This window comes from Paraburkholderia sp. BR13439 (assembly GCF_040948805.1).
Classification (GTDB): Bacteria; Pseudomonadota; Gammaproteobacteria; order Burkholderiales; family Burkholderiaceae; genus Paraburkholderia; species Paraburkholderia youngii.
The window spans coordinates 195,530-220,478 of sequence record NZ_JBFPKN010000010.1 but is presented as its reverse complement, the minus strand read 5'-3'; the positions used below and the strand labels follow the sequence as shown (position 1 = coordinate 220,478).

Here is a 24,949-nt window from a genome sequence, read left to right as displayed (position 1 = left end):
TAGCGACGCGAAAGACGGATTTAAGCACAGGTGGCGAGTCGGCGTTATGAAAGTGCGCCGACAAAGTGGCGCGCGAGCGACGAATGCGCATGGCGCACCGCGCCATGCCGCGTGCATGCGCCGCGCGGCAGGTGGATCAACGCGGACTGAGCAGCGGGATTTGCCTCGCTTCAGGCGAGGCGGTCCAAAAAGCGGCCTGTCGCCTTACGCATCTTCGGAGGGATCATAGGGCACCACGCGCTCATGCTCGTCCGCGTGATTGCGCGCGACGATCGCGCGCGCCGCGGCGTTCGCATCGAGATTGAACGGCTGATGCGGCACGCCGGGCGGAATGAACAGGAAGTCGCCCGGCTCGGTGATGACCGACTCGCGCAGGCCCGGGCCATAGCGGGTCTCGATCTTGCCTTCGAGCATATAGATCGCGGTTTCGTAGTCGGCGTGATAGTGCGGCTGCGCATGGCCGCCGGGCGGCACCACGACCATATACATCGACAGTCCGGTGGCACCCGCGGTGCCCGCCGAAATGCCGACGAAATAGGGCAACCGCTGCATCGTCGCCATTTCCCGTTCCGGGCGCACCTTGATCACAGGGGCCCGCGCGTCGTGCCTGACGTTTGACATGGTCGCTCCTTTCGTCGCCGCCGTGCCGGGCGGCTTCATGCATGCCGAACTGAAAGTCTAGACGATTCGGGCGGCAATATCGGACCTGGTGAAGCGCGCGCGACCGCGAAAACGCGTTGCTACAATGATCGGCATACCCCCGACCAAGATCACGGAGACAGCGCATGGCCACGCTTCAGCCCATCAGCCGCTACCCGGTCCCCGAGCCGAGCGAGTGGCCCGAAGACATCAGCGCCCGCATTCTCGAAGTGCAGGACAAAGCCGGTTTCGTGCCGAACGTGTTTCTGACGCTCGCGCATCGGCCCGATGAATTTCGCGCGTTCTTCGCCTATCACGATGCGTTGATGCTGAAAGAGGGCGGTCTCACCAAGGGCGAGCGCGAGATGATCGTGGTCGCGACGAGCGCGGTCAACGATTGTCTTTACTGCGTGGTCGCGCACGGCGCGATTGTGCGCATCTACGAGAAAGCGCCGCTGCTCGCCGATCAGCTTGCGGTCAATCATCGCAAGGCCGACATCACCGAGCGCCAGAAGGCGATGCTCGATTTCGCGCTGAAGGTGTGTCGCGCGTCGGGCACGGTCGACGAAGAAGACTTCCAGACGCTGCGCGGCCACGGCTTCACCGATGAAGACATCTGGGACATCGCGGCAATCACCGCGTTTTTCGGGCTATCGAACCGGATGGCGAACGTGATCTCGATGCGTCCGAACGACGAGTTCTATCTGATGGGGCGCGTGCCGAAAGCCGCCGCGGAGGCGCCGAAGAAGTAGCCGCGACTGGCATTGCTTCAGCGTCTCTATCGGCATTGCGCATCACGCCTGCGCGGGACGCGGCGCATGCCGCGCGGGCGTCGTCACTGCCGTGTCGTCGATCGGGAAATGCAGCAGCGCCGCGAGCAATCCCGCCGCGACCGTCGCTACCCAGATCAGCGAGTACGAACCCGTCAGATCGAACACGAGGCCACCGAGCCACGCGCCGAGAAACGAGCCGATCTGATGGCTCAGAAAGCACACGCCGAACAGGCTGCCGAGGTGACGCGTGCCGAACACCTTGGCGACGAGGCCGCTCGTCAGGGGTACGGTACCGAGCCACGTCAGGCCCATCACGGCCGCGAAAATCACCACGGACACCGCGCTTTTCGGCAGCGCGAAGAAGGTGGCGATCGTCGCGCTGCGAATCAGATAAAGCCAGCCGAGCACATGATGCTGGCGGAACCGGCCGCCGAGCCAGCCGCACGCCCAACTGCCCGCCATATTGAACAGGCCGATCAGCGCAAGCGCGGTGGCACCCAGCCCGATCGGCATATGACACAGCGTCAGATACGCGGGCAGATGCGTCGCGATGAACGCGAGCTGGAAGCCGCAGGTGAAGAAGCCGAGCGTCAGCAGGCGGTAGCCGCGATGGCGCGTCGCTTGTGACAGAACTTCGCGCAGCGGAGTCGCGGGCGCGTCGTCGAACCGGACCTGGGCCGCCGCATGCATCCGCGCGCGACGGTCGAGCACGATGCCGAGCGGCGCGATCAGCAGCATCACGAACGCGAGCACGAATAGCGAGGTTGCGATGCCCGCGTGCAACCGGATGGCTTGCACGAGCGGCACCATCAGCACCTGTCCGGCGGAGCCGCCGGCGCTGACGAGGCCCATCGCGACGCTGCGCTTCTCCGGCGACGCCATGCGGCCGACCGCCGGCAACACCACGCCGAAGGTCGTGCAGCTGACGCCGATGCCGACCAGCAGCCCCATGCCGATCACCAGCAGTGCGCCGCTCGGCGCGACCGCCGACAGCGCGAGGCCGGCCGCGAACGTCGAAGCGCCGAACGCGACGACCGGCGCCGAGCCATAGCGATCCGCAGCCGCGCCCGCGAACGGCTGCGCGAAGCCCCACACGAGGTTGTGCAGCGCGATCGCGAAGGCGATCAACGTGACCGGCAGACCGCGGTCGAATGAGAACGGGCCGATGAACAGGCCGAAAGTCTGGCGGATGCCCATCGCGGCGCTCAGGATCAGCGCGGCGGCGACGATCACGAGTGTCGTGGTGACGGTCGTCGCCGGAGCGAGGGCGGGGGTGAGTTGCGTGGTGCGGGTGGTCGACATGGCGGCTTCTCCTTGGCCACCATCCTCGCAGCCCGCCGCGTGGCCGACAAAGGAAAAGATTTCGACGACAGGTGAGCGGCGCTCACCTGTGCGCTGCCAGATCGCCGTCCGCGGCCGCGTCGGCATGCGCGTCGAAGGCCGCCGCCTCGTCGACGAGCCAGCGCCTGAAATCGGCGAGCTCGGGCCGCCGGATCGCGCTGTCCGCATTCTCCGCGCTGACCAGCCAGTAGGCGGTGGTGGATGCGATGGTGGGCGCGCAAGCCTCGACCAGCGCGCCGCTCGCCAGATCGCCATCGACCAGCGGCTTGCGGCCGAGCGCAACGCCGAGGCCCATACTGGCCGCTTCGAAGGCGAGCTGGATCGTGTCGACGTGCAAGCCGGCGTCCATATCGGTGCCGCCGGTGCCGGTTGCATCGAGCCACGCCTGCCAGTCTTCACTCGCGGCGTTCACGTGAATCAGTGTCGCGCGTCGCAGGCTCGGGACGCCGTGCTCGTCGCGCAGCGTCGCCAGGTGAGCGGGGCTGCACACGGGCACGAAACGCTCGCCGAACAGGCGCGTCCATGCGGTGCCGGCGACCGGCGCGCGGCTCATGCGGATCGCGAAATCGAAGCCGTCGACCGGGAAACCCACCTGGCGACGCGATGTATCCACGCTCACGTTGATATTTGGCCAGCGCGCGCGAAAACCCGCGAGGCGCGGCAGCAGCCAACGCGACGCGAAGGTCGGCGCGCAGCTGAGCGTGATCGACCGATCCGCGCGGTGATTGGGCAGACGCTGCGTGCCGATCGCGATCAGCGAAAACGCCTCGGACACGTACGACAGATAATCCGCGCCAACCGCCGTCAGCGAGATGCCGCGCGGCTCGCGCACGAACAGCTCGACGCCGAGCGCTTCCTCGAGCCCGACGATGCCATGACTGATCGCGCTCGGCGTGACGTTCAGCTCGGCGGCGGCGAGCTTGAAACTTTGATGCCTGCCGGCCGCTTCGAAAAAACGGAGCGCTGGCAGGGGTGGCAGACGAAGCGGCATGTGCATTCCCCAGGGCGGCCGCGTCGCGCGGGGCGCGCGTGCCGCGTGGTGTTGGCGGGTGTGATGGGCGTGCTGTTTGGCGCAAGCATACCTTGCGGTGGCGCCTCGCGAGTGTGTTGTCGAACCGTCGGCAAAAGCGCCGCAAAAGGCTGCCGCGTAAAAATCGTCGCTAGGCCTGTCGATTTTTCGCGGTCTCATCCGTCGTCGCTTGTAGGAAGGGCGGCAAAGCACAGGCAGCCGCCCGTCTTCCGTCCGTTTTTCGCACGACTTCTCACAAGGAGATGGCTGATGAGCGACGCAAACACATCGATGCATACGCTAAAACCGGCCCGCGAACTGGCCGACCTGCCTCAACGCTTTCCCGGCGAGAGCGCCGAATATCGACGCGCGCGCAACGCGTTGCTAGCCGAAGAGATCGAGCTGCGCCGCCAGATCGAGCGCGTCGCCGCGCAGCGCCGCGCGCTGCCGGCGGGCGGCATCGTGCCGCAGGATTACCGCTTCGACGGCGAAGCCGGCCAGCTCACGCTATCGCAGATGTTCGGCGCGCACGACACACTGGGGACCTACAACTGGATGTTCGGACCGCAACGCGCGCGGCCGTGCCCGATGTGCACGTCGCTATTGAGTGCGTGGGACGGCGAAATGCCCGATATCCTGCAGCGCGTCGCGTTCGTGGTGATCGGCCGCTCGCCGATCGACAGGCTCGTCGCGTTCAAGCAGGAGCGTGGCTGGCGGCATCTGCGGCTCTATTCGTCGGGCGGCAATACGTTCAATCGCGATTACGCAGCCGAAGATCCCGCCGGCGACGACGTTCCCGCGCTCAACGTATTCACGCGCGCGGGCGGTGTCGTGCGGCACTTCTGGGCCGAGGAGATGGGGCCGTCGACGTCGGACCCCGGGCAGGACCCGCGCGGCGCGCCCGATCTGATGCCCCTATGGACGATCCTCGACATGACCCCCGGCGGCCGCGGCACCGACTGGTATCCGAAGCTGGCGTACTGAGCGGCACGGCCGCAAAGCGATCGAGCGCTACGAATGCGTCTCCGCCGCATGGCTTTGCGCGAGCGCGGTCCATAGGAACGTGCCGACCGCGCTTGCCCGCATCGGCAGGCTGAACAGATAGCCTTGCACCGCGCGCGCGCCGAGCGCCTTCACGACCTGGGCCTGCAACGGCGTTTCGAGTCCTTCCACCACGCATTCGAGTCCGAGGTTGCGGCACAGGTCGATCACGGATTTGATGATCTTCTTCGACGCGCTGTTGGTATCGACGTCGGAGACGAAGCTGCGATCGATCTTGATCGCGTCGAATGGCAAGCGGTGCACGTAGCTGAGGCTCGAATAGCCGGTGCCGAAATCGTCGAGCGACATCCGGCAGCCGGCCTGCTTCAGCATTGTCATCGCACTGTGCGCCTGCTCGAAATCGCGCGTCAACGCGGTTTCGGTGATTTCGAACGTCACGCGATGCGGCGACACACCGCTTGCGGCGACGATGTCGATCAGGCGGCGGGCGCGTGCCGACGTCGAGATATCGATCGCGGACAGGTTGAACGACAGATACAGATCGGCCGGCCAGTGTGCGACTTCGGCGAGCGCCTGGCGCAGCAGCACATCGGTGATGCCGAGAATCAGCTCGGTACGCTCTGCGATCCGAATGAATTCCTCCGGCCTGACCATGCCGAGCCGCGCGTTGTGCCATCGCCCGAGCGCTTCGAGGCCGATCGGCCGGTGGGTGAGCAGATCGTAGATCGGCTGGAACTCGAGGAACAGCTCCGCTTCGAGATCCGCGTGGCGCAACTCCTGGGTGACGAGGCTTAGCCGCCGCATCTGCGTTTCGTGTTCGGTCGAGAAAATCACCGGCATGCCGCGGCGGTTTTCCTTGCCGACATAGAGGGCGGCGTCGGCGCGTTCGAACACTTGCGCGACCGTCGAGCCCGCGTCCGGAAACGCGGCCCAGCCGATCGTGCCCGACAGCTCCGCGACATTGTCGGCGACCTGGTAAGGCCGACTGAGCGCGTCGCAGATCCGCTGCCCCAACTGAACCAGCGCTTCGTTCGACATCTTGTGACGCACGAGCACGCCGAATTCGTCGCCGCCCAGACGCGCGAACATCAGCCCCGTCTCGCTGATCGACACGAGCCGCGTGCCGACTTCCTGCAGCACGAGATCGCCGCTCGCGTGACCATATATGTCGTTGACCTGCTTGAAGCCGTCCAGATCGATGAGCCCGACGTTGAAGCCGCCGCCGGTTTCGAGCGCCTGCTCGAGTATTGCGCTCAGCGCCGCGAAATAGCTGCGCCGGTTCGGCAGGCCGGTCAGGCTGTCGATGTTGGCGAGCCGGTAGTTGTCGTCGCTGAGCCGTTGGGTGCTTTGATGGCTTGCCTGTAGTTCGCGTTGCGCTCGCACGGCGTCCGCAAACGTGCGGCAGTAAAGCTGGATGACCACCGCGAGCGCGACGCCGACCAGCGTCATATCGACGGCCATCGCGAAGAACACCGGCGAGCCGCTGGACACGAGGAACCCGGAGAAACTCAGGAGGACGATGCAAAGCAGCAGAAGCGCGGCCTTGCGCAGGTGGATCAGGCAGAACATGCTGCCGACCAGCGTCGTCGCCATGTAGAACGCGACCTGCGCCTGCTGATACGCACCACCGTACGGGAACAGCAGCAGCGACCAGCCGCTGAACGCGACGCCGAACAGGCCGACCATCCACGTCACGCCTCGCAATTCGCGGACCGCCTGGGCGTCCGTCATCGGCCGGTTGCGTTTGCGCCACCAGCGCACGCAGCGAAGCACACACAGCGCGCCGAGCGCGCCGGGCACATATATGGACAGCCAGGCCGGCGCGCTGTCCAGATGCGTCGCCGCGACCGCCGCCGTGTTGACGAGCAGGATGAAGTAGAGAAGCGGTACCTGGCGGCTGAACGCGTGCAAGCGCGCACGCATCAGCGCACGGTCACCGTCGGCGACCGACAGTACCTGCTTCAGTCTTGCGAGCCAAACCATCACCGTCCTTTTAACGTTTGCGCGCTAAACGCAGCTGTTTATATCGGCGCGAAGATGGTTAACTTGAGCGTTCCGGGACTTAAAGAGCATCGCAGCCAAGGGTCCGTGAACCCGACGGCATGCTTGCGAATCGTCGTGCGGTAAGTACTACCTGGCGGCGCCGGAAGCAGGCGTTTATGCCGGATGCCGATGGCGGAACTCTCGACGAAAGCTGGCTATCGCGCATGCTCGAAGTTGGGGCACGACAGCACCCGCTGCGGCTGCATGGCAGTGCCGGGCTGGCCGGCTGGAGCAGGGGCGCCTCGCGGCGCTGACGAGACGAGCCGGACCGCGTCGGCGCCCGCATTCGCGAGCACGTATTTTTCCGGGCTGTCGTCCGGCTGCCAGTACGCGCGAAACACGTCGCCGTCGCTGAACACGAGCAGCTTGCCGTGCACCGTTGTTCCGCCGCCGACGAAGTCGACCGGTTCGCCGTCGCGTAGCAAAAAGCCCTGCGCGGCGCTGGAATTGGTTGCGCCGACGAGGGTCGCGCACGGGTTGTCGCTGGCAGCCGCGACCACCGATGACAACGCGCAGAGCAGCGCGCATGTTGCAAAGTGGCGAATTCTCACTTTTTTATGTCTTGCAGAAAGTTTTCTTGTGATGTGTTTCGCAAATGGCGCGCCCGCGCTTCACGAAAAGGGCTATCGTCATCGGGAAGGCCGCGCGGGCTCGCATAACGCGACCTAAAGTACTGAAATTGCAACGGATTGTGATGCGCGGCAAACGCTCATGAGATGGCGCGCGCACATAAGCCCGCGATTCTTATGGCAGTTTGCGACGGAAAAACGTCAAACCGGCGCTCCGGCCTTGATACAAGCCTTACACCAAGGGTTTGCGCGAAGGTGCGCCTATGCGTTAGTGTGTCGGTCCCGGCGCCTCAGAGTGGCGCCGGTTCCATGATTACCATACGGGAAGTGCTATGAACAAACAGGAACTGATTGATGCAGTCGCCGCAGCGACGGGCGAAAGCAAAGCGGCAACCGGCCAGACCATCGACGCGATCGTCGAGGCAGTGACCAAGGCCGTGGTGGGCGGCGATACGGTGCAACTGGTCGGTTTCGGTTCGTTCTCGACCGGCGCGCGCGCAGCACGCGTGGGCCGCAATCCGTCGACGGGCGAAGAAATCCAGATCGCCGCGGCCAAGACGGTGAAGTTCACCGCGGGCAAGGCGTTCAAGGAAGCCGTCAACGCGTCGTAAGCAACGCGCTTCACGCCGGAGCATTCGCGGTGCGCTTTGCAGCTTCCTGTGAGGCGCACGCGTGAATGATGCGATAGGCGTGAGGTTCACGCGCTGACCAACCCGGCCAGGCGGTTTGCCCGGCAACTGGCGCGGCGCGTGCGCCTGGTCCCTTGGGGCCTGGCGTTCTCGTCCTCGATCGGTCCCGATCGGGTCGCGAGTGGAGCCGTCGCCGAACCGCGGTCGCGCGGTTCGTGCGTTGCGCTGTCAGCCGGCGCGGCGCTTGCGGGTTGCCTCGGCGAGGGTGGCGAGCACCGGCTCGGTCTGCGCCCAGCTCACGCAGGCATCCGTGATCGACACGCCATAGCGCAACGGCACACCGGCCTTCAGATCCTGACGGCCTTCTTCCAGATGACTTTCGAGCATCACACCGATGATGCGGTCTTCGCGCGCCGACAGTTGCCGCGCGATATCGTCGGCGACCTCGATTTGCCGCAGATGCGACTTGTTCGAATTCGCATGCGAGCAGTCGATCATCACCTGTTCGCGCAGACCCGCTGAACGCAGCGCCTCACAGGTCGCCTGCACCGACGGGCTGTCGTAGTTCGGTCCTTTCTTGCCGCCGCGCAGGATCACGTGCGCGTCGTCGTTGCCGCGCGTTTCGAAGATCGCGGCCATGCCCATTTTCGTCATGCCCATGAACGCGTGGCTCGCACGCGCCGCGACGATCGCGTCGGCGGCGATCTGCACGCCGCCGTCGGTGCCGTTCTTGAAACCGATCGGGCAGCTCAGTCCCGACGCGAGCTGACGATGACTCTGGCTCTCGGTCGTACGCGCGCCGATCGCACCCCACGCGATCAGATCGGCGATGTATTGAGGGCTCAGCAGATCGAGGAATTCGGTCGCGGTGGCGAGACCCAGACCGTTGATATCGAGCAGCAACTGCCGCGCGCGACGCAGCCCTTCGTTGATGCGGAAGCTGCCGTCCAGACGCGGATCGTTGATATAGCCTTTCCAGCCCACCGTCGTGCGCGGCTTCTCGAAGTACACGCGCATCACGATCAGCAGATCGTCGCGGTAGTGATCGGCGGCGGCCTTCAGCTTGCGCGCGTATTCGATCGCCTGGTCGTGGTCGTGAATCGAACAGGGCCCGACGATCATCACGAGCCGGTCGTCGCGGCCGTGCAGAATGTCGGCGATTTCGACGCGGGTCTTCTCGACCAGCGTCTGCACCGCGGGCGGCACCGGCAGTTCGTCCTGCAGCAGCGCCGGCGAAATCAGCGGACGGACCGCGCCGATGCGCACGTCGTCGATGCGCGTGGTGTCCTGGGTGGCGTCGGCCGAGCCGACTTCCTGATCGTGCAGGGGATTGTCGAGGGCGCTCAAGATGTTCTCCGCAATCGGTTGATGAGGCGGTCTTGCCGCCTGACTATGCGAGCGCCGCCGCGACGTGGGCGCGCGGGCGCTGCGTGGGTTTGACGTGGACCGTGCGGGCTGGCTGGCTGCGTGCCTCGGGCGAGGTTCGGCGCAACGTGTTGCGTCCGGCTTGACGCGACGCCGCCGCGACCGCGCACGGATGCGCTGGCGCGATTATGACACTCGTGCCGGCCTGGCGGCAGGCGGATTCAGAGCTTCTTGATCAACGCCATCGCGGCGGCCGGATTGCGCTCCTTGAAGCCGCTGATCACATACAGATAGACGTCGCGCTTCGCTGCTGTCGCGGGCGGCTCGGCGCATGTCTCCAGATCGTCCGGTGTGATGCCCGCGGCGAGTTGGCGCACGCGTTCGGCCCATGCGTCGAGCTCTTTCGTCGAATAACCTTTGGCGTGCTTGTCGCTCGTGCCCATGATGCGCGCGTACACGAATGGCGCGGTGATGTCGGCGATCTGCGGATACTCGCTGTCGGCCGCGAGCACGACCGCGACCTTGTACTTGCGCGCCAGCGCGATGAACTCCGGGGTCCTGAACGAATCGTGACGAACCTCCACCGCATGCCGCAGCTTCTGTCCTTCGATGCTCGCGGGCAGCAGCTTCAGAAAGGACTCGAAATCGTCGGCGTCGTATTTCTTGGTCGGCGCGAACTGCCAGTTGATCGGTCCGAGCTTCTGTTTGAGCAACAGCACGCCGCTGGCGAAGAAGCGCTCGATCGTGTCGCCCGCATCGGCCAACACCTTGCGATTGGTCGCGTAACGCGGCGCCTTCAGAGAGAAGACGAAATCGTCGGGGGTTTCCTGAAACCACTTTTCGTAGCTGGCCGGTTTCTGCAAACCATAGAACGTGCCGTTGATTTCGATCGAGGTCAGGTGCCGGCTCGCATATTCGAGTTCGCGGCTTTGCGTGAGGTCTTCCGGATAAAACGGGCCGCGCCACGGCGCGTAAGTCCAGCCGCCGATGCCGATGCGAATGCGTGCGGCGGACGCGGACTTTGCCGGCGCTTCGGTTGATTTTTTCGTTGGCGCTTTCTTTGTGGCTTTCGGCTTGTCGCCGCGTTCTTCGCCGGACTTGTCGCTTTGCTTGCTGCTTTCCTTCGCGCTTTTCGCTGCGGGCACTTGGGCTCTCCTTCGGGCTGCGGCGGGAAAGCTCGTAGATTAGCCGCTTTTTTCGCGGCGCGCGGCGCTGGCTTCGTCAAAGCGCCGGCTCGCCGCCGCCACTTCCACGCGAAAACGCTGCAATGCACTGAGCGCAAGATCGGGGGGCGTCAGCGCGGCCCACAGCACGTCGATCAGCTGATCGGCGGTGGCCTCGATATCGATCTGCCGGTTCGCGAGCGTCGCATCCCACAGCACGTGTTCCATCGGACCGAACACCATCGAGCGCAGCAGGCGCAGCGGCATGTCGGCGCGAATCTCGCCGCTTTGCTGGCCTTGCGCGAGCACGCGCATCAACGGCGCGGTGTAGCGGCGCTGCAACTCGGTCAACGCTTCGCTGAGTTCGTGATGCCGCGCGCGACCCTCGGACAGCACGAGTGCGCACAGGTCGGTGCCGTTCACGAGCATCAGCCGCAGATGCATGCGCACGATGAACGCGAACTGCTGGCGCACGTCGCCGTCGCGCGGCAGGCCCGCTTCGATCGCGTCGATGATCTCGTCGTACCAGTCGCCGATGACCCGGGCGCACAGCTCGCGCTTGCCGCGAAAGTAGCTGAACACCGTCGCCTCGGAAATGCCGAGGCGCTGCGCGATTTCCGCGGTCGTCGCGCGCTCGTAGCCCTTTTCGGAAAACACGTCGCGCCCCGCCTGAAGGATCTCCTTCACGCGCTGCTGTGACTTGCGCCCGGCCGGCTGGCGGCGCGAGACAGGTAATCCGGCCTTCTCGGCAACCGTCATATGAGTCAAATTCAGATTCGTGCTGTGAATTGGGGCTGGAAACGGTGTTTTGATGCCGCTCGTGGACCCGATGAACGTGATCCTATCACTGAATCGGCGGGGTGGCGCGGCTTTGCGAATTTTCTGAGTAACACTCAAAAATACCTATTGACGCTTACGTCAATCTGGCGTGAAATGCGCGATGACATGCTCTCGCGTGCCGCTTCGCGTTCCGTCAGCGGCCGCCCACGAACTCAGGAGACACCGCAATGCCCAATCTGCCCGGTTTGCAGTTCCCGCTCGGCGAAGAGATCGAAATGCTGCGCGACAGCATTGCGTCGTTCGCCGCCAAAGAAATCGCGCCGCGCGCCGGAGAAATCGATCGCACCGATCAGTTTCCGATGGACCTGTGGCGCAAGTTCGGCGATCTCGGCGTGCTCGGCATGACTGTTTCCGAAGAGTACGGCGGCGCGAACATGGGCTACACCGCGCACATGGTCGCGATGGAGGAAATCTCGCGGGCGTCGGCCTCGGTCGGCCTGTCGTACGGCGCGCATTCGAATCTGTGCGTGAACCAGATTCATCGCAACGGCACCGAAGCGCAGAAGCGCAAGTATCTGCCGAAGCTCGTATCGGGCGAGCACGTGGGCGCGCTCGCGATGAGCGAGCCGAACGCAGGCTCGGACGTGGTCAGCATGAAGCTGCGCGCCGAGAAGAAGGGTGATCGCTACGTGCTGAACGGCACCAAGATGTGGATCACCAACGGTCCCGACTGCGACACGCTGGTCGTCTATGCGAAGACCGATCCCGAAGCGAATTCGCGCGGCATTACCGCGTTCATCGTCGAGAAGGGCATGAAGGGTTTCTCGGTCGCGCAGAAGCTCGACAAGCTCGGCATGCGCGGCTCGCACACCGGCGAGCTGGTGTTCCAGGACGTCGAAGTGCCGGAGGAAAACATCCTCGGCCAACTGAATGGCGGCGTCAAAGTGCTGATGAGCGGTCTCGACTACGAACGCGCGGTGCTCGCGGGCGGCCCGACCGGCATCATGGTCGCGGTAATGGACGCGGTGGTGCCGTATATCCACGACCGCAAGCAGTTCGGCCAGTCGATCGGCGAGTTCCAGCTGATCCAGGGCAAGGTCGCCGACCTGTACACGACCTTGCAGGCATGCCGTGCGTATCTATACGCGGTGGGCCGCCAACTGGACACGCTCGGTAACGACCACGTGCGCCAGGTCCGCAAGGACTGCGCGGGCGTGATCCTGTACACGGCGGAGAAAGCCACGTGGATGGCCGGCGAAGCGATCCAGATTCTCGGCGGCAATGGTTATATCAACGAGTATCCGGTCGGGCGCCTGTGGCGCGATGCGAAACTCTATGAAATCGGCGCGGGCACCAGCGAGATCCGCCGCATGCTGATCGGCCGGGAGCTGTTCGCCGAAACGCTGTGATGCAAAACGAACGGCCCTCTGGAGAAGTCACGTCATGCCGATCATCGAATCAAAACTGAACCCACGCTCGGACGACTTCCGCGCGAACGCGGCGGCGCTCGAAGCGCTGGTCGCCGATCTGCGCGCGAAGATCGAGCAGCTCGCGCAGGGCGGCGGCCAGGCCGCGCGCGACAAGCACACGGGCCGCGGCAAACTGCTGCCGCGCGACCGGATCGCATACCTGCTCGATCCGGGCACGCCGTTTCTCGAACTGTCGCAACTGGCCGCGTACGGCATGTACAACGACGACGCGCCGGGCGCGGGCGTGATCACCGGCATCGGCCGCATCGCGGGGCAGGAGTGCGTGATCGTCTGCAACGACGCGACCGTGAAGGGCGGCACCTACTATCCGGTCACGGTCAAGAAGCACGTGCGCGCGCAGGAAATCGCCAGCGAGAACCGCTTGCCGTGCGTGTACCTCGTCGACTCGGGCGGCGCGAATCTGCCGAATCAGGACGACGTGTTCCCCGATCGCGATCACTTCGGCCGCATCTTCTACAACCAGGCGAATCTGTCGGCGGCGGGCATTCCGCAGATCGCGGTCGTGATGGGCTCGTGCACCGCGGGCGGCGCGTATGTGCCGGCGATGAGCGACGAGTCGATCATCGTGAAGAACCAGGGGACGATTTTTCTCGGCGGACCGCCGCTCGTCAAAGCCGCGACCGGCGAAGTGGTCAGCGCCGAAGATCTCGGCGGCGGCGACGTGCATACACGTCTGTCGGGGGTCGTCGATCACCTCGCGCAGAACGATGCGCATGCGCTCGGGATCGCGCGCAGCATCGTCGGCAATCTGAATCGTGTGAAGCCGACGCCGCTCGCGTTGCAGGAGCCGAAGCCGCCGCGCTACGACACGCACAGCATCTACGGCGTGATTCCGGTCGACACGCGCAAGCCGTTCGATATCCGTGAGGTGATCGCGCGCATCGTCGACGATTCCGCGTTCGACGAATTCAAGGCGCGCTACGGCACGACGCTCGTGACGGGCTTCGCGCATATCTGGGGGCATCCGGTCGGCATCGTCGCGAACAACGGCATTCTGTTTTCGGAGTCGGCGTTAAAGGGCACGCACTTCATCGAGCTGTGCTGCCAGCGCAAGATTCCGCTCGTGTTCCTGCAGAACATCACCGGCTTCATGGTTGGCCGCAAGTACGAAAACGAAGGCATCGCGCGAAACGGCGCGAAGATGGTGACGGCCGTCGCGACCGCTAAGGTGCCGAAGTTCACGGTGATCATCGGCGGCTCGTTCGGCGCGGGCAACTATGGGATGTGCGGCCGCGCGTATTCGCCGCGCTTTCTGTGGATGTGGCCGAACGCCCGCATTTCGGTGATGGGCGGCGAGCAGGCGGCGTCGGTGCTCGCCACGGTCAAGCGCGACGGCATCGAAGCGAAGGGCGGCAGCTGGAGCGCGGAGGAAGAAGAGGCGTTCAAGCAGCCGATCCGCGAGCAATACGAGCATCAGGGCCATCCGTACTATGCGAGCGCGCGGCTGTGGGACGACGGCGTGATCGACCCGGCGCAGACCCGCGACGTGCTCGGCCTCGGCCTGTCGGCGGCGATGAATGCGCCGATCGAAGACACGCGCTTCGGCGTGTTCAGAATGTGATGGCGCGCGGCGCCGCGCTGCGGGAAAGCCAGCCAAAGGAGTGCTACGCATGCAATACGAAACGCTGAAGGTCGAGGTTGCCGGCCAGATCGCGACGGTCACGCTCAATCGTCCGGACGTGCGCAACGCGTTCAACGAAACGATGATCGCCGAGCTGACCGCCGCATTCACCGCGCTCGACACCCGCGACGACGTGCGCGCGGTCGTGCTCGCCGCGAACGGCAAGGCGTTCTGCGCGGGCGCCGACCTGAACTGGATGAAGAAAATGTCCGGCTACTCGGACGACGAGAACCGCGCCGATGCGATGCGTCTCGCGGGCATGCTGTCGGCGGTATATCGCTGCAACAAGCCGGTGATCGCGCGCGTGAATGGCGACGCGTACGCGGGCGGCATGGGCCTGATAGCCGCATGCGACGTCGTCGTCGCGGTGGACAGCGCGCACTTCTGCCTGTCCGAAGCGCGGCTCGGGCTGATTCCCGCGACGATCGCGCCGTATGTGATTCGCGCGCTCGGCGAGCAGGCGTCGCGGCGCTACTTCGTCACCGCCGAAGCGTTCGACTGCGCGACCGCGTTGCGGCTGGGTCTCGTCAGCGAAGCGGTCTCCAGTGCCGAGCAGCTCGACGCAACGGTCGCGCAGCTCGCGCAGACGCTGTGCGCGAACGGCCCGCAAGCGGTGCGCGCCTGCAAGCGGCTCGTGCAGGACATCGCAGGCCGCGAATTGAGCGACGCGCTGATCGAAGACACGGCAGTGCGGATTGCGAAGACGCGAGCCGGCACCGAAGGCCGCGAGGGCGTCGCGTCATTCCTCGAAAAGCGCACGCCGGGCTGGCGCAACTGACAGGCCCCGCCAACAACAACCGCCCCGTACGGCCTATTTCATCGAGACACTCATGTTCAACAAGATCCTGATCGCCAACCGGGGTGAGATTGCATGCCGCGTCGCGGCGAGCTGCAAGCGGCTCGGCATCGCGAGCGTGGCCGTCTATTCGGACGCCGATGCCAACGCGAAACACGTCGCCGTCTGCGACGAAGCGGTGCATGTCGGCGGCTCGACGGCGGCGCAAAGCTATCTGCGCATCGAACGCATCATCGAAGCCGCGCGCGCGACCGGCGCGCAGGCCATACACCCGGGCTACGGCTTTCTTTCCGAAAACGAAGACTTCGCGCATGCGTGCGAGGAAGCCGGCATCGTCTTTATCGGACCGCCGGTCGAAGCAATTGCCGCGATGGGCTCGAAGGCCGCCGCGAAGGCGCTGATGCACGCGGCCGCGGTGCCGCTCGTGCCCGGCTATCACGGCGATGACCAGCAGCCGCAGTTGTTGCAGGGCGAGGCCGACGCGATCGGCTATCCGGTGTTGCTGAAAGCGAGCGCGGGCGGCGGCGGCAAGGGCATGCGCGTGGTCGAGCGCAGCGCCGATTTTGCCGCCGCGCTGCTGTCGTGCAAGCGCGAGGCGGCGAGCAGCTTCGGCAACGACCGCGTGCTGATCGAGAAGTATCTGACCAGGCCGCGCCACGTCGAAGTTCAGGTGTTCGCCGACAGCCACGGCGGCGCGGTCTATCTGTTCGATCGCGACTGCTCGGTGCAGCGGCGGCATCAGAAAGTGCTCGAGGAAGCGCCCGCGCCGGGGCTGTCGGCCGAGGTCAAACGCGCGATGGGCGAAGCGGCCGTGGCCGCCGCGCGCGCGGTCAATTACGTCGGCGCGGGTACGGTCGAGTTCATCATGACGCCGACCGGCGAGTTCTATTTCATGGAGATGAACACGCGATTGCAGGTCGAGCATCCGGTCACCGAGATGGTGACGGGGCAGGACCTCGTCGAATGGCAACTGCGCGTTGCCGCGGGCGAGGCACTGCCGCTCACGCAGCAGCAGTTGAAGCTCGACGGCCACGCGATCGAGGCGCGCATCTACGCCGAGCATCCGGCCCGCGGTTTCCTGCCGTCCACCGGCGTGCTCAAGCATCTGCGCATGCCCGAAGGCGTCGAGTTCGCGATCGACGCGGCCGGCTTAGGCGCGGCCGGACTCGGCGAGCCGGGACGCAAGGCGCCGGTGCGCATCGACAGCGGCGTGCGCGAGGGCGACACGATCACGCCGTTCTACGATCCGATGATCGCGAAGCTGATCGTTCACGGTGCGACGCGCGAGGAGGCGTTGGCGCGGCTCGCACGCGCGCTGCATGCGTGCGAGGTGGTCGGGCCGCATACGAACGTCGAGTTTCTGCGGCGCATCGTCGCGAGCGAGCCGTTCGCGAGCGGTGACCTCGACACCGGTTTGATCGAGCGTCATCACGACGCGCTGTTCGCGCCGATGCAGAAGCCGTTCAAGGAAGCGCTCGCGCTCGCGTGCGCCGCGCTGCTGACGCGCGAGGGCGGCACCGCGCACGGCGCATCGCCGTGGGACGCGCTGTCGCACTGGCGGCTCAATAGTGGTTACACGCAAACGCTCGGCTGGCGCGTGATCGACGACCGCGCCAACGACGACAGCCCCGAGTCGTTCACGGTCGTTTTCGCGCGCAACGGGGACACGCAAGCGCTCGTGCAAACCCTCGAACACGACGGCGTGCGCGAGGACTTCAGCTGGTCGGTCGGCGCGGGCGCCCACGAATTCCGCGCGACGATCGGCGATGCGCGCGTGACGGGGCGCGTATTTGTCGACGGCGACAGGTTCCACGTGTTCTGCCACGGCGAGACGCTCGCATTCGAATGGCAGAACCTGCTCGCGCATGCTGCGGATGCCGAGCACGGCGAAGGCCGTCTGACCGCGCCGATGCCGGGCAAGGTGATCGCGGTGCTGGTCGAACCGGGCGCGGTGGTCGAGAAGGGCGCGCCGCTGATCGTGATGGAAGCGATGAAGATGGAGCATACGATCGGCGCGCCGGCGGCCGGCACCGTCGCCGAGGTGCTGTATGCGGTCGGTGATCAGGTCACCGACGGCGCGCAGCTGCTGGTGCTAGACGTGCAGCAGGCTGGTGGATGAGCGCGCCGACTTGAAGATGAGGACGGCGTGAATCAGGCGAGCCGCGCGTAGCCCGCGGCACGCGCCTCGCTTTCGAGCTCGCCGATGCGCGCGTAGTCGGTCAGCGGCAGCGCCGAAAAACCTCTCAAACGCAGGCGTTTCGCTCGCTCGGGGCGGATGCTCAGCGTCTCGTTCAATGCGTCGCGCAGCGCGGCGATCGTGGCCGGCGGCACATTGGCCGCGGCGATCAGCGGCAAGCCCGGCGACGCGGCGGTCATGCCGATCGCGCGCACGCGCCGCGCCAGTTCGGGCAGCACATCGCCAACGAAGGCGAAGGTCACGCAGTCGATCGCGGCGACGTCCGCGCGATCGTCCGCGACCGCGCGCAGCGAGCCAAGATGCGAGCCCGTACGCAGCACGGAGCCGAAGAACATGCCGGCGCGAGCGAGCGGCGCGACCGCGTGGCGAAACGCGTTCATGCCGCTGTTCGAATCGTCCTGGTTGTAGGCGGCACGTGCGCCGCGGCACGAGGCGAGTGAGTCGAAGCGCGCGTCGGCGCGCGTGACTAGTACGCTCGAGTAATGCGCGCCGTCGCAGCCCGGCGCATCGAAGCAGGGTGTCGCGACCAATTGCACCTGCGCGTGAAGCCCGTGCATCAGCGGATAACCGCAGGTCTGCGAGATCAGCAGGTTCGGGCGCCGCCAGAAGCCGTGCAATTCCTCGTCCGGTTCGACGATGCGGCACGCGGGCTTGACCCGGTGCAGCACGTCGTCGAGCCACTCGCGCCATTCGAGGTCGAGCGCGGGCGTCACGTTGTACATCGGCAGGGCAGCGATCCAGCTCATGAAGGGCGTTTCTCGCACGCCTAATGTCTGACCAATTTGAAATCGTCCAGACCGAGCCGCACCGGCTCGCTCGGCGTGTACTGCCAGCGCTGCGCGGCCACCGAGAGGATCTCGTCCTGCGCGTCCTCGAACGCGACCAGCAGGTCCTCCTTGCGACGGCTCTCGGCGCCGCAGAACTCGACCAGCGCGTCGGCGCTGACTTCAAAAACCTGCGCGCGATCGTCGCAGCACACCCGGAACGCGACCGTCGCGCATTCCGTCACACAGGGCCGAAACCCCTCATCGACATAGACCGACATGGCGAACTCCTTCCAACGCCTGAATCGACAGGATGACAAACCGCGCCTGCCAGGTATGTGGGAGAACCGGCATTGACGGCCAAATGCCCGGCGCCGCGGCAGACGCGACGGTCCGGAAACTGGCGGAAAGTAAGCCAGAAACTGGCGGCGGACTCGTTCAAGCCCGAGCCAGGGCCGCGGCGCGAACCGTGGCCGGAGGGAAGACCGCGGCGATTCGCTCGCCATCGGTCCTGCCTCATGGTGGGCCGCCGCGAGTCGGAATCACGGCGGGCACTGCTCAGAAGACGCTTAAATCGGGCGCTCCAATCCAACGTTGAAATCGGCGCGCGAACTGCTCGCGCCGGTCTCGGACTGTCTTTGGGATTTTCTCACCAACCTCGCGGTGCAGATCCGCGTAGGTATCCACTTTACGATTAGCGCGCGTTTTATGCAGGCGATGAGTCCGGCGCGGCCGGCTGGGTTACGTGAGCGTCCGAGAAATTGAGCCGGCGGATCAGCGGACCCAAGGTCGTCGCTTGAATCAGCAGGCTGAACACGACGACCAGATACGTGACGCCGATGAACATTTCGCGTCCGTGAAACTCGGGCAGCGACAGCGCGAGCGCAATCGAGATGCCGCCGCGCAGTCCGCCCCAGGTCAGCACGACAGCCGAATGCGGACTGAGCCGCCGGAACTTCTGCAGCGCGAGCAACGGAATCGCGACGCTGGCGCCGCGCGCGAACAGCACGACCGGAATCGCCGCTAGCCCGAGCCAGACGATCTCGAAGCGCAGCGACAGCGCAATGATTTCGAGTCCGATCAGCCCGAACAGCACGAGATTGAGCAACTCGTCGAGCAGGTCCCAGAAGTTGAACAGATGCTCGCGCGTCTTCTCCGACATCGATGTCGACGCGCCGTGATTGCCGATCACGAGCCCCATGATCACGACCGCCAGAGGCGCCGACACGTGCAGTGCTTCGGCGAGACTATAGCCGCCGGTCGCGAGTGCGAGCGTGATCAGGATCTCGACTGGATAGCTGTCGATGCCTCGCAGCAGCAGCGACGCGCCGAAGCCGAGCGCCGCGCCGAGCACGAGCGCGCCGGCGACTTCGCGCAGCAGATCGAACGCGATCGCGCCCGCGGAAAACTCGTTCGCGCCGGTCGCGAGTCCGACTAGCGTGACGAACGCGACCACGGCCGTGCCGTCGTTGAACAGCGATTCGCCGGTGATCTTGGTTTCGAGGCTTTCGGGCGCCGCCGCACGCTTGAGCACGCTGAGCACCGCGATCGGATCGGTCGGCGAGATCAGCGCGCCGAACGCGAGACACCACAGCAGGCTGACCGGTTGGCCGAGCCATTGCGCCGCGTAGTAAAAGCCGAAGCCGACCACCGCGATCGAAATCAATACGCCGATCGTCGCGAGCATCAGCACTGCGCGCCGCTGCGTGCGCATCTTCGACAGATCGACGTGCAGTGCGCCGGCGAACAGCAGCAGGCTTAGCAGGCCGTGAAACACGATGTCGGCGAAATCGATCTGCACGACGATCTTGCGCGCGGCGATCGCCATTGCCGGATAGTAGAAGCCGAGCGCCGAAATGCCGACGCAAACGACGAGCCCGACTGCGGTGATGCCGAGGGTGTCGGGTAACCTGATGAACCGATAGTTGAGGACGCCGAACAGCGCGACGATGGCGAACAGCGCGCCGGCAATCTGGAAGACGCTCATCGTGCATGCTCCCACGTTTCGCGGCGGCGCGAACGCGTGATCATCGTGGCAGCGAGGTAACTTGCGCGAAGAGGCATAAAACCGGCAGGCAGAGAAAGCCGCCACGATTGCGATATTGAACCAGCGAGATGTTTCACCAGCAATTCCTTATTCAAGCTCATTCAATCCGACAAACGTTCTACGGTTTGCAATGACACGATCGTTGCCGCTGGCGATAGAGCGACGTACCGGTACAGACGCCTTATTCAAACTCGACGGACGATGCGATCAGACGCAAAGTACTTTATCGGACCACAAGCGGATGACGGCGAACCTGTTGGAGCCAGGCTCGCCAGAAGGTGCCGCGATGGGCAATGATAGTGTTCGGACCACTGAAGCGCCGGGCGAGTTCCGGTCTTGATTTTGGGATATAGCTTTTTTATTTCGAGATCTTCCGCACGGCTTGATTCGTCACGATCTATTCAATTTGATCTGAATTGGCATTATCAATTTGTAGTTCGCTTTGTCGTCCGATGATACCCACTATTGGCCATGTGCGACGTCGGAATTGGCATGCCGAAAACAGGGAAAGCCCTAACCGAAAATCGCCGAAGATCTGACAATTTTTGACAATTACGAGTCGAGAATGATGCAGCATCGATACATGATCCCCGCGGTGCGTGTGGGTCCCAGACAGGACGAGCCCGTCTCCTCAGCGTCCTGTTGTTTTAATCCCGCTCCCCTGTGCGGGATTTTTTTGCCTGATTGAAATCGCGGGCGCTCGATAACGCACTGTCACATCGGCACGACAACAGAAAACACAAGAAAAAAGCCCTCGAACGCGAAGCGCGATCGAGGCTGCCGAAGGACACTCAATGCCTGTCTGGGAAGGTCGATCGGACCCGTGATCGACCTTGCCCACTATAGCGAGTTGTCGGTCGAGCAATTGTGAACAAATGTCTCAGTCGGATACGCGTAGCATTGATTACCCGCGCTCCTGCATCCGGCGTCGTACATGCAGCCGCCCGGGCGGCTCGAAATACGTGCCGAAGCGCACGAGCCCGGCCTTCTTCAAATGACACGTCATTTCGAAACTGACCAGCACGCCGGGATCATCGTCCTCGAGGATGTCGATGTCGATAGTGCGAATACGTGGTTCGTATTTCAACAGCGTCGCTTCCATCTGCTGCTTCAGCGCGTGCGCCGACGACGGCAATGCCTTGTAGATGTTCGTCATGTCCGGCAGACCGTAGTCGGGCAGGTGCTTCAACGCGCCCGCGCGCGTGTTCAGAATGCGCTGCACGTTCTGCTGCACGCTCAGGCATTCGAGCGTGCGGTCGTCGTAGGCGCCGAGCCGCTCGCCGCCGATCTGGCCGAGCAGCATGTCGTAGAGGGACGGTCCCGCCGGCATCGGGTGGCGCACCGTCAACCGTGCGCTGAATGTTCAGCGACGGCTTCGTCGCGATCGACAATTTCGATCGTCAGATTGCCTTCGGGGGAACTGGTCAGCAAGATTCTGGAGGGTGCTATTCCGCATGCCATGCGCGCGAGCAGTTCGCGCGACACCGTCGGCAGAATGCGCTGATTCAGAAACGCATCGATATTGCGTGCGCCCGATTCGCGCGTGAGACACAGCTCGGCCATCGCATCGATCAGCGCTTCGTCGCAGTTCAGTTCGACGCCGTGCTGGCGGTGTAGACGCTGCGCGATTTTAGCGAGCTTCAGGCGCACGATCGAGGCCAGCGCGCTCGCATCGAGAGGGCGATACACGAGCGTCTGGAAGCGCGCGAGCAGCGCCGGTTGAAAGTGGCCGACGAGTTGCGGATGAATCGCGTCGAGCAGCTCGTGGTGCGAGACGCCGGGATTTTCCGCGGTCGTTTCATCGATTTGCGCGCTGCCGAGATTGGACGTCATCAGGACCACGCAGTTGCGAAAGTCGATCTCGCGGCCCTCGCCGTCGCGCATCATACCGCGATCGAACACCTGATAAAACATATCGAGCACGTCGCCGTGCGCTTTTTCGACTTCGTCCAGCAGCACGACGCAATACGGACGCTGCCGCACCGCCTCGGTCAGAATGCCGCCGCGTCCGTAGCCGACGTAGCCGGGCGGCGAGCCCTTCAGTTGCGAGACCGTGTGCGACTCCTGATACTCGGACATATTGATCGTCATCAGCGCGGCTTCGCCGCCGAACAGCAGGTCGGCGAGCGCGAGCGCAGTTTCGGTCTTGCCGACGCCCGATGGTCCAGCAAGCAGAAACACGCCGAGCGGCGCATGTTCATTCTTGAGCCCCGCCTTGGCGGTGCGCAGGCTTTGGGACAGCGCGGCGAGCGCGTCGTGCTGCGCGACGACGCGTGTCGCGAGCTGCGTTTCCAGCGTCAGCAGGCTTTGCAGTTCGTCTTCGACGAGGCTGCCAACCGGCACGCCGGTCCACTCGGCGACGACGCGTGCGATCGCCTGGGCGTCGACGTCCGCGAAGATCAACGGGGCCTTGCCTTGGGCGGTCGTGAGCGCGCGACGTGCTTGCGCGAACGCGGTGGGATCGCGCGTGACAGCGTCGCTGTCGCGTTGGCGGTGCAGCGCCTGGACGAGTTCGAGTTCCTGTTCGTAACGTGTTTGCAGCGCCGCGAGCTCGGTCTTCGCGTTCGCGAGCGCGGCGTCCAGCGCGCCGCGGCGTGCTTCGCCGTCGTCGATGCCGGCGCGCTCGTCGTCTGCGAGCGTCGCGTGTTCGAGCGCCAGCGCGGCGACCACGGCACACGCGCGTTGCAACTCGGCCGGCGGGGCGTCGAGGCCCATGCGCACGCGTGCGGCGGCGGTGTCGATCAGATCGACGGCCTTGTCCGGCAACCGCCGTGCTGGTATGTAGCGACGCGACAGCTTGACCGCGGCGACCAGTGCTTCGTCGCGAATGTGCACTTGATGGAACTGCGCGTAGCGGGCTTTCAGGCCGCGTAGCATCAGGCAGGCCGCGTCGTCGTCGGGTTCGTCGACTTTGATGATCTGGAAGCGGCGTTCCAGTGCGGCGTCGCGCTCGAAGAATTGCTTGTATTCGGACCACGTGGTCGCCGCGATCATGCGCAATTCGCCGCGCGCGAGCGCGGGCTTCAGCAGGTTCGCGGCGTCGGCGCCGCCCGCGGCGTTGCCGGCGCCGATCAGCGTGTGAGCTTCGTCGATGAACAGCAGGATCGGCACGGGCGAAGCCTGCACCTCGTCGATCACGTTCTTCAGGCGTTGCTCGAATTCGCCTTTTACGCCGGCGCCCGCTTGCAGCAAGCCGAGATCGAGCGTGAGGATGCGCACGTCGCGGATCACGATCGGCACGCTGCCTTCGACGACTCGCAACGCGAGCCCTTCGACGAGCGCGGTCTTGCCGACACCCGGCTCGCCGACGAGGATCGGATTGTTCTTGCGACGGCGCGCGAGCACGTCGACCATCTGCTGGATCTCGCGGTCGCGCCCGAATACCGGATCGATGTCGCCGCGACGCGCCTTGTCGGTCAGGTCGAACGCGAAGCGGGCGAGGGCGTCGGCGCTGGCGGGCGTGGTCTCCTTTGTGCGAGAGACGACGTTCGGCGCCGAGGCGGTCGCCGAAGGTTGCGGCCGTTCGGGTTGCCGTTCGTCATCTTCGCTTTCGATTTCACTTTCGCACGACCGATGCGCAATTCGCGGCAGCAAACGCTCGATCTGCGCGCTGCTGACGGCGAGCAATGGCCACGCATGCTGCGCGCGCAGTATATGGGGCGCATCGACGATCGCCTGCAACAGATTCCCGGAGCGGATTCGCGCGTCTTCGCTTCCCGACGACGCGTGAAGCCATGCATCCGCAAGCAGTGCCGCAAGCTGCGGCGACAGCGCGGGCTTGCCGCGCAGATTGCGCGGCAGACGATCGATGGCACCGAGCAGCGCATCCCACAGCGCGTCGATATCGATCGTGTAATGCCGCACGATAGCGGGGATGTCGCCGTCGCCAGCTTCGATCAGCTTCAGCAGCCAGTGCTCGACCGTGATCTCGTCAGCCAGCCGCGTCTGGCAAAGGCTCGCGGCCGCTTCGAGAGCCTGCGCGCAGTGTGGGTTCAGTCGGCGCAGCAGTTGAGTGGTGTCCCAAAAGGCGCTTCTTCGGTCGTCGCACAAGGTCATGTCGGCAGTCCGGTCAAGGATGCAGGCGGCAAGCGCGCTGTGCACTCGCCGATGAAAAAGGACCAGCCCGGCACGCGAACCGGTAACGGCGCGTCGACGCGCTGGTCTCGCGAATCACGCGCAAATCAGGAACGCTCGTTCCAGGTATCCTTGTGGATGATGTTGCCGTCCTTGTACGACCACGTGATCGTCTCGTAGCGCAGTTCGACGTCTTCGAGGTGGTTGTGCTTCTCGTAGTCGGGGTTCTTGATGTCGAACATCCTGGGCTTGACTGCGACGATCTTCACGTTGTCGAGCTTCGTGTTGAAGTATTCCTTCTCCTTGCCGGCGTCGTCGATCTTGTACCACCTGATCTCGACCGACTTCAGCGTCTGACCGCTCGTGACCGCCTTGTACAAGTACGGCGTCGACGAGTCGGTTTCTTTTGTCAGCGTGATGGGTTTGTGCACGCGGGTGCCGGTAAGCTTGCCGGTGTTGCCGTCGGTCGGGATATGCACGCCGTGATCGAACGCGACGAGTTCGACGCTGCCTTCGCGGCCTTGCACCGTCACCGAACCCTTGATATCAGCGCCGCCGTCGTCCTTGAGCCACATGTAGGCCGGAATTGCCATACCTTCCACTCCTTGATTTTTCTACTGCGAAAATCGCCCGGAGCAGCCCCCGAG

Annotated in this window: 21 protein-coding genes; 7 read left to right on the top strand and 14 right to left on the bottom strand. The window is 64.7% G+C overall.

All coding sequences use genetic code 11. The features are described 5' to 3' along the window. Nucleotides 1-204: 204 nt before the first annotated feature. On the bottom strand, nt 205-621 hold the full coding sequence (locus AB3X96_RS21155) for a cupin domain-containing protein (protein ID WP_176106472.1): 417 nt from the start codon (nt 619-621) through the stop codon (nt 205-207). A gap of 164 nt (nt 622-785) precedes the next feature. Here AB3X96_RS21155 and AB3X96_RS21150 point away from each other — a divergent pair, with 164 nt between their 5' ends. Beyond that, the gene (locus AB3X96_RS21150) at nt 786-1,391 is read left to right on the top strand and encodes a peroxidase-related enzyme (RefSeq protein WP_368591227.1); all 606 of its coding nucleotides are present in this window, start codon (nt 786-788) and stop codon (nt 1,389-1,391) included. 42 nt (nt 1,392-1,433) lie between these two features. Here the strand turns inward: AB3X96_RS21150 and AB3X96_RS21145 are convergent, their stop codons facing one another. Both AB3X96_RS21145 and AB3X96_RS21140 read right to left on the bottom strand, forming a co-directional pair. Then, nucleotides 1,434-2,714, bottom strand: a complete 1,281-nt coding sequence (locus tag AB3X96_RS21145; RefSeq protein WP_368591226.1) for an MFS transporter — start codon at nt 2,712-2,714, stop codon at nt 1,434-1,436. Between the two features lie 82 nt (nt 2,715-2,796). After that, nucleotides 2,797-3,744 (bottom strand): LysR substrate-binding domain-containing protein, encoded by a 948-nt coding sequence (locus AB3X96_RS21140; RefSeq protein ID WP_368591225.1) that lies wholly within the window; start codon nt 3,742-3,744, stop codon nt 2,797-2,799. A gap of 288 nt (nt 3,745-4,032) precedes the next feature. Here AB3X96_RS21140 and AB3X96_RS21135 point away from each other — a divergent pair, with 288 nt between their 5' ends. Beyond that, nucleotides 4,033-4,746: a DUF899 family protein gene (locus AB3X96_RS21135; RefSeq protein ID WP_368591224.1), complete on the top strand. Its 714-nt coding sequence runs from the start codon at nt 4,033-4,035 to the stop codon at nt 4,744-4,746. Between the two features lie 27 nt (nt 4,747-4,773). Here AB3X96_RS21135 and AB3X96_RS21130 read toward each other — a convergent pair whose 3' ends face one another. Next, nucleotides 4,774-6,747: a putative bifunctional diguanylate cyclase/phosphodiesterase gene (locus AB3X96_RS21130; protein ID WP_368591223.1), complete on the bottom strand. Its 1,974-nt coding sequence runs from the start codon at nt 6,745-6,747 to the stop codon at nt 4,774-4,776. Between the two features lie 215 nt (nt 6,748-6,962). Further along, entirely contained in the window at nt 6,963-7,358 is a 396-nt protein-coding gene (locus AB3X96_RS21125) for a hypothetical protein (protein ID WP_368591222.1), read from the bottom strand. Nucleotides 7,359-7,708: 350 nt separating this feature from the next. Between AB3X96_RS21125 and AB3X96_RS21120 the strand changes: the two genes are divergently transcribed. Next, the gene (locus tag AB3X96_RS21120) at nt 7,709-7,987 is read left to right on the top strand and encodes an HU family DNA-binding protein (RefSeq protein WP_167039836.1); all 279 of its coding nucleotides are present in this window, start codon (nt 7,709-7,711) and stop codon (nt 7,985-7,987) included. 246 nt (nt 7,988-8,233) lie between these two features. Here AB3X96_RS21120 and AB3X96_RS21115 read toward each other — a convergent pair whose 3' ends face one another. The 3 genes from AB3X96_RS21115 to AB3X96_RS21105 form a co-directional block, all read right to left on the bottom strand. After that, nucleotides 8,234-9,352 carry a 3-deoxy-7-phosphoheptulonate synthase gene (locus AB3X96_RS21115; protein ID WP_368591221.1) on the bottom strand — a complete coding sequence of 373 codons (1,119 nt, stop codon included), beginning with the start codon at nt 9,350-9,352 and terminating at the stop codon, nt 8,234-8,236. A 239-nt stretch (nt 9,353-9,591) separates the two neighbouring features. Then, nucleotides 9,592-10,515: a DUF72 domain-containing protein gene (locus AB3X96_RS21110; RefSeq protein WP_368591220.1), complete on the bottom strand. Its 924-nt coding sequence runs from the start codon at nt 10,513-10,515 to the stop codon at nt 9,592-9,594. 39 nt (nt 10,516-10,554) lie between these two features. Next, complete coding sequence (locus AB3X96_RS21105; protein WP_176379418.1) at nt 10,555-11,292, bottom strand: TetR/AcrR family transcriptional regulator; 738 nt, start codon at nt 11,290-11,292, stop codon at nt 10,555-10,557. 248 nt (nt 11,293-11,540) lie between these two features. On the opposite strand from AB3X96_RS21105, the gene AB3X96_RS21100 reads away from it, so the two are divergent. The 4 genes from AB3X96_RS21100 to AB3X96_RS21085 are packed head-to-tail and all read left to right on the top strand — an operon-like array spanning nt 11,541 to nt 17,339. Further along, entirely contained in the window at nt 11,541-12,722 is a 1,182-nt protein-coding gene (locus AB3X96_RS21100; protein ID WP_176365915.1) for an isovaleryl-CoA dehydrogenase, read from the top strand. Nucleotides 12,723-12,756: 34 nt separating this feature from the next. Then, nucleotides 12,757-14,364 (top strand): carboxyl transferase domain-containing protein, encoded by a 1,608-nt coding sequence (locus AB3X96_RS21095; protein ID WP_368591219.1) that lies wholly within the window; start codon nt 12,757-12,759, stop codon nt 14,362-14,364. Nucleotides 14,365-14,413: 49 nt separating this feature from the next. Further along, nucleotides 14,414-15,202 carry an enoyl-CoA hydratase/isomerase family protein gene (locus tag AB3X96_RS21090; protein WP_368591218.1) on the top strand — a complete coding sequence of 263 codons (789 nt, stop codon included), beginning with the start codon at nt 14,414-14,416 and terminating at the stop codon, nt 15,200-15,202. Nucleotides 15,203-15,254: 52 nt separating this feature from the next. Next, nucleotides 15,255-17,339, top strand: coding sequence for a biotin carboxylase N-terminal domain-containing protein (locus AB3X96_RS21085; protein WP_368591217.1), 2,085 nt, complete (start codon nt 15,255-15,257; stop codon nt 17,337-17,339). 32 nt (nt 17,340-17,371) lie between these two features. Here the strand turns inward: AB3X96_RS21085 and AB3X96_RS21080 are convergent, their stop codons facing one another. The 6 genes from AB3X96_RS21080 to AB3X96_RS21055 form a co-directional block, all read right to left on the bottom strand. After that, entirely contained in the window at nt 17,372-18,163 is a 792-nt protein-coding gene (locus AB3X96_RS21080) for a phosphate/phosphite/phosphonate ABC transporter substrate-binding protein (RefSeq protein ID WP_368591216.1), read from the bottom strand. A 20-nt stretch (nt 18,164-18,183) separates the two neighbouring features. Then, nucleotides 18,184-18,462, bottom strand: a complete 279-nt coding sequence (locus AB3X96_RS21075; protein WP_018434317.1) for a DUF1488 family protein — start codon at nt 18,460-18,462, stop codon at nt 18,184-18,186. A gap of 425 nt (nt 18,463-18,887) precedes the next feature. Continuing rightward, on the bottom strand, nt 18,888-20,168 hold the full coding sequence (locus AB3X96_RS21070; RefSeq protein ID WP_368591215.1) for a cation:proton antiporter: 1,281 nt from the start codon (nt 20,166-20,168) through the stop codon (nt 18,888-18,890). 964 nt (nt 20,169-21,132) lie between these two features. Then, complete coding sequence (tssE, locus tag AB3X96_RS21065) at nt 21,133-21,558, bottom strand: type VI secretion system baseplate subunit TssE (protein WP_368591214.1); 426 nt, start codon at nt 21,556-21,558, stop codon at nt 21,133-21,135. A gap of 14 nt (nt 21,559-21,572) precedes the next feature. Then, complete coding sequence (tssH, locus tag AB3X96_RS21060) at nt 21,573-24,284, bottom strand: type VI secretion system ATPase TssH (RefSeq protein WP_368591213.1); 2,712 nt, start codon at nt 24,282-24,284, stop codon at nt 21,573-21,575. A 125-nt stretch (nt 24,285-24,409) separates the two neighbouring features. After that, entirely contained in the window at nt 24,410-24,895 is a 486-nt protein-coding gene (locus AB3X96_RS21055; protein WP_176120289.1) for an Hcp family type VI secretion system effector, read from the bottom strand. Nucleotides 24,896-24,949 lie beyond the last annotated feature (54 nt).

Excerpts from the sequence above, each read along its gene's own strand:
- AB3X96_RS21100 (WP_176365915.1), top strand. The coding sequence starts at position 11,541 with ATGCCCAATCTGCCCGGTTTGCAGTTCCCGCTCGGCGAAGAGATCGAA.
- AB3X96_RS21070 (WP_368591215.1), bottom strand. The coding sequence starts at position 20,168 with ATGAGCGTCTTCCAGATTGCCGGCGCGCTGTTCGCCATCGTCGCGCTG.
- AB3X96_RS21155 (WP_176106472.1), bottom strand. The coding sequence starts at position 621 with ATGTCAAACGTCAGGCACGACGCGCGGGCCCCTGTGATCAAGGTGCGC.
- AB3X96_RS21150 (WP_368591227.1), top strand. The coding sequence starts at position 786 with ATGGCCACGCTTCAGCCCATCAGCCGCTACCCGGTCCCCGAGCCGAGC.
- AB3X96_RS21075 (WP_018434317.1), bottom strand. The coding sequence starts at position 18,462 with ATGTCGGTCTATGTCGATGAGGGGTTTCGGCCCTGTGTGACGGAATGC.
- AB3X96_RS21130 (WP_368591223.1), bottom strand. The coding sequence starts at position 6,747 with ATGGTTTGGCTCGCAAGACTGAAGCAGGTACTGTCGGTCGCCGACGGT.
- AB3X96_RS21085 (WP_368591217.1), top strand. The coding sequence starts at position 15,255 with ATGTTCAACAAGATCCTGATCGCCAACCGGGGTGAGATTGCATGCCGC.
- tssH (WP_368591213.1), bottom strand. The coding sequence starts at position 24,284 with ATGACCTTGTGCGACGACCGAAGAAGCGCCTTTTGGGACACCACTCAA.
- AB3X96_RS21080 (WP_368591216.1), bottom strand. The coding sequence starts at position 18,163 with ATGAGCTGGATCGCTGCCCTGCCGATGTACAACGTGACGCCCGCGCTC.
- AB3X96_RS21105 (WP_176379418.1), bottom strand. The coding sequence starts at position 11,292 with ATGACGGTTGCCGAGAAGGCCGGATTACCTGTCTCGCGCCGCCAGCCG.
- AB3X96_RS21055 (WP_176120289.1), bottom strand. The coding sequence starts at position 24,895 with ATGGCAATTCCGGCCTACATGTGGCTCAAGGACGACGGCGGCGCTGAT.
- tssE (WP_368591214.1), bottom strand. The coding sequence starts at position 21,558 with ATGCCGGCGGGACCGTCCCTCTACGACATGCTGCTCGGCCAGATCGGC.
- AB3X96_RS21140 (WP_368591225.1), bottom strand. The coding sequence starts at position 3,744 with ATGCCGCTTCGTCTGCCACCCCTGCCAGCGCTCCGTTTTTTCGAAGCG.
- AB3X96_RS21135 (WP_368591224.1), top strand. The coding sequence starts at position 4,033 with ATGAGCGACGCAAACACATCGATGCATACGCTAAAACCGGCCCGCGAA.
- AB3X96_RS21090 (WP_368591218.1), top strand. The coding sequence starts at position 14,414 with ATGCAATACGAAACGCTGAAGGTCGAGGTTGCCGGCCAGATCGCGACG.
- AB3X96_RS21095 (WP_368591219.1), top strand. The coding sequence starts at position 12,757 with ATGCCGATCATCGAATCAAAACTGAACCCACGCTCGGACGACTTCCGC.
- AB3X96_RS21145 (WP_368591226.1), bottom strand. The coding sequence starts at position 2,714 with ATGTCGACCACCCGCACCACGCAACTCACCCCCGCCCTCGCTCCGGCG.
- AB3X96_RS21120 (WP_167039836.1), top strand. The coding sequence starts at position 7,709 with ATGAACAAACAGGAACTGATTGATGCAGTCGCCGCAGCGACGGGCGAA.